The 3,438-nt window shown below is 30.4% G+C and carries 4 protein-coding genes; all 4 read left to right on the forward strand.

Features of this window, described 5'->3' with window-relative positions; translation table 11 throughout:
* Positions 1-2,113: DUF6402 family protein (locus tag HCCG_RS12665; protein WP_230197957.1), on the forward strand; the 2,113-nt coding region annotated here is incomplete at its 5' end.
* Complete coding sequence (locus HCCG_RS10740; RefSeq protein ID WP_002957574.1) at positions 2,113-2,553, forward strand: hypothetical protein; 441 nt, start codon at positions 2,113-2,115, stop codon at positions 2,551-2,553. The genes HCCG_RS12665 and HCCG_RS10740, both read left to right, overlap by 1 nt.
* Complete coding sequence (locus HCCG_RS10745; protein WP_002957575.1) at positions 2,553-2,738, forward strand: hypothetical protein; 186 nt, start codon at positions 2,553-2,555, stop codon at positions 2,736-2,738. The genes HCCG_RS10740 and HCCG_RS10745 overlap by 1 nt, the downstream gene beginning before the upstream one ends.
* Positions 2,735-3,208 (forward strand): hypothetical protein, encoded by a 474-nt coding sequence (locus HCCG_RS10750; RefSeq protein WP_002957576.1) that lies wholly within the window; start codon positions 2,735-2,737, stop codon positions 3,206-3,208. Before HCCG_RS10745 ends, HCCG_RS10750 begins: the two co-directional genes overlap by 4 nt.
* The last annotated feature ends 230 nt before the right edge of the window (positions 3,209-3,438 follow it).

Below are 3,438 nucleotides of genomic sequence, written 5' to 3' on the forward strand. Positions count from 1 at the left end.
AGTAAGACTTATTGGCATAAAAAATGCAGAAAAATACGATGTTGCACTCAATGAAAGAACGAATATAAATGGAGAAGTCATATTTGACAAAATAGAGAAACTACGAGAAAATACACAAAGCTTTGAAATTAGAATCAATCACCCAGATTATCAGATGAAGCCAAAAGATAATTATAGGAGAATATGCAGGAGTTATGAGTATGGGCGTTTGTGTCGTGCTACATTTGAGCCTAAATTATCAAACTTTGCTGTGCAAAAGGTTATTATAGATAATAAATTTCTATTAAAAGATATTGGACATACTATTACAAAAAACTTCTATAAACCAAATGATAAGATAATGCTTAAAGCAGAATATGATACAAATAAAGTAAAACATAACGAAATAAAATGGGGATATAAGAAACTAACTACGAATGATTATGATAAACAAGGCAAAGCAACAGATGTGGATTACATTTTATTTAGCAATTTAGATTCTTATATTCCAACAAATATACCTACAACTCAAAAAATTGATAAACCTTTATCTTACAACAACGATACGCTGCAACTTTCAAAAACTGATAGCATAAATCTTAACATACCACAGAAGTGGCTCAATAAGAGTGTTGCTATTTTTGCTTACAAACACAATCCTCATTGGAAAGTATGTCAAATTATAAAAGTAAATGATTATCCTCAAATCGTCATTGATGGCACACACTCAGAAGTGCTAAGAGCAAATAAAAATGCTACTCTTACTCAAGGGGAGCAAAGGTTTTCTCAAGAAATGCAAACCTTAAATGCCCAAGCTAAGATTTTGGGCTGGGGAACAAGTTACCTTTTACAAAGACTATGGCACGATAATCCCCAAATACCAAACAACTTTAAAACAAAAGATAAGTATGCCGCAAATAAAGGTTTGCGTTATGTAAGCAGTAAAGATATAATCATTGATGATAGTAGCTTGTATGAAATTTTAAGTAATTTTGATGAGATAAAACTAAAAAAGCTTACCTATAAACAACATATTGAAGATTCAATAGAATATTATGCTGAACTAGATTGGGATAATCTTTATCTTAAGTTTCCTATGATGAAAGATTTAGAGCCTAAGATTCTAGGCAAGAGACAAAATAGCACAACTTATATTCAAGAGAATGCTACGCATATTATTACAGAAAACTTCAAAAACGAAATAAAAGATTTTCTCCAAAATACAACACAAAGACAAGAAATAGCCAATGTATTTCATAACGATAGCCTAGTAGAAAAAGAGTTTTTCATTGCTCTTATCTTAGATAAGATGCAAGAGAGAGAAAATCTACATCAAGATAAATTTAGAGTTCGTGATTGCACTACTCTTGTTCCAATAGATACAAATATAATAAAAGACAGTAAAAAAGAATTTATATACAATAATCAACGCCTTAAGCTCCTCACAGACTGCAAACCACACGAATTTGCTAGAATCCATTTACAAAGCTACCCCCTGCAAGATGAAACCTTTGCTAGATATATGGGAGTGGATATGAAAGAGGGGGAAAGATGGAGTAACTATTGGACAGGTTTCCAAACGATGAGAAAATCACAGCAAGAATTTAATCAACTCTTAGATAGCTCTCCCTATTCTAAAAGCACCATAGCTCTTTATGCAATTACAGGTAAATTTAGTATTTTTTATCTGCCTCATAAAATTACTATTAAAAGAAATGGACAACAAGCCAATTATTTAGAATGCTTTATTGATGAATTACTTTGCTATATCTATGATAGTTTTGATTTTAGTGATGAACCTTATCAGCCTGTGGGTATGTGGGATTATAATGAAGTGGCTTTCAACCAGTATGAGTCTATGCAGCACTTGAGTGTGTATAAAACATACAAAGACTTGCCACATTTTATAACTGCCAAATTTGCTAGTATGGACACACAAAGAATGGAACAAGATATGAATAGGGCTATTGAATATAGTAAAAAGCATAATCTATACTACATCATCAATCAAAATTACCAAGACTACCAAAATAACTTTCACTTTGGACTTGATTATAGAATCTTTAGCAAGAATGCTAAGGTGATAGAGATAAAACATAATAATTGTGTTAATTTGAAATTAGGGGTTTTGTAATGGTGCTGCTTTATATGTGGCTCAAGCAGGGAATATCTGATTTTGATAATTTAGTTTTAGCCATTACTTGGATTTTTTATTTTATCATTATGCCTTTTATTATCAGTATGTTGAATAAAACAGAGTTTTTCAATGCTATATTTTATGCAAAACGATTTTTTATGCTATGGATTATTACGATTTTATTAGGCACAACTTGTGCGATTTTATATTTTGGGTGGGATTGGCTTTTGTTGCTAAATATTGCAGCCACAGGGATAACAACAATTACTCTAACTTTACTTCCTGTTTTAAACACAGATTCTAAGCATAAAATGAATATTCTAGAATCTCTTTTTGTATTTCTTATATTCTGTATTATATTTGTAGATAATGTAATTGCTAGTCCATTTTTTATTTTATTTTATGGCACTTCATTAATTGGTCTTGGGGGTAGATAATGCAAACCACCATCAAACAATCAGCACAACAAAACAAATACTACATCATCAATCAAAATTACCAAGACTACCAAAATAACTTTCACTTTGGACTTGATTATAGAATCTTTAGCAAGAATGCTAAGGTGATAGAAATGATAAAAAACGAAGATTTAAAAATTATCTTTGAAGTAAGTAGATTATGAGTTTTATTTATTTTTATGTCTATCAAAATTATTTCATCTTACTAATGGGCTGGATATTTTATTTCTTTATGGCATTCTTTGTGGTAAAACACATCAATCAAATAGCCTTTTTTTATAGAATATTTGCTTGTAAAAGTTTTTTATTTGGCTGTATATGCGGAATAGTAGCTGTGTGTTTGTATTACGCAATCATTATATATACCAAAGAAGGCATAAGGGCAATTTTTTTGATTTTGCTGACATTTATAAGTGGTGGGGGAATGCAAATCTATGGAATGCTATTAAAATTTCATTTATGCAATAACACATCAGGTATTCATTTTGGATTGACACAAAATATTATTATATTTGTTATGACTTCATTGTTGATTGGATTATTGCTAGTGGATATAATGGCTTGCTCTCCATTTGTAATACTTGGAGCAATGCTTAAAGAAAGTATTATGAATAATGGAATATTGGCGAGATAATCTTATGTATAAAGCATACAAAGACTTGCCACATTTTATAACTGCCAAATTTGCTAGTATGGACACACAAAGAATGGAACAAGATATGAATAGGGCTATTGAATATAGTAAAAAGCATAATCTATACCACATCATCAATCAAAACTACCGAGACTACTAAAATAACTTTCACTTTGGACTTGATTATAGAATCTTTAGCAAAAGTGCTCGGGTAATAGAGATAAAACATA

This window comes from Helicobacter cinaedi CCUG 18818 = ATCC BAA-847, from assembly GCF_000155475.1.
Taxonomy (GTDB): domain Bacteria; phylum Campylobacterota; class Campylobacteria; order Campylobacterales; family Helicobacteraceae; genus Helicobacter_C; species Helicobacter_C cinaedi.

Coding starts and splice junctions, on each gene's coding strand:
- HCCG_RS10745 (WP_002957575.1), top strand. CDS start 2,553: ATGCAAACCACCATCAAACAATCAGCACAACAAAACAAATACTACATC.
- HCCG_RS10740 (WP_002957574.1), top strand. CDS start 2,113: ATGGTGCTGCTTTATATGTGGCTCAAGCAGGGAATATCTGATTTTGAT.
- HCCG_RS10750 (WP_002957576.1), top strand. CDS start 2,735: ATGAGTTTTATTTATTTTTATGTCTATCAAAATTATTTCATCTTACTA.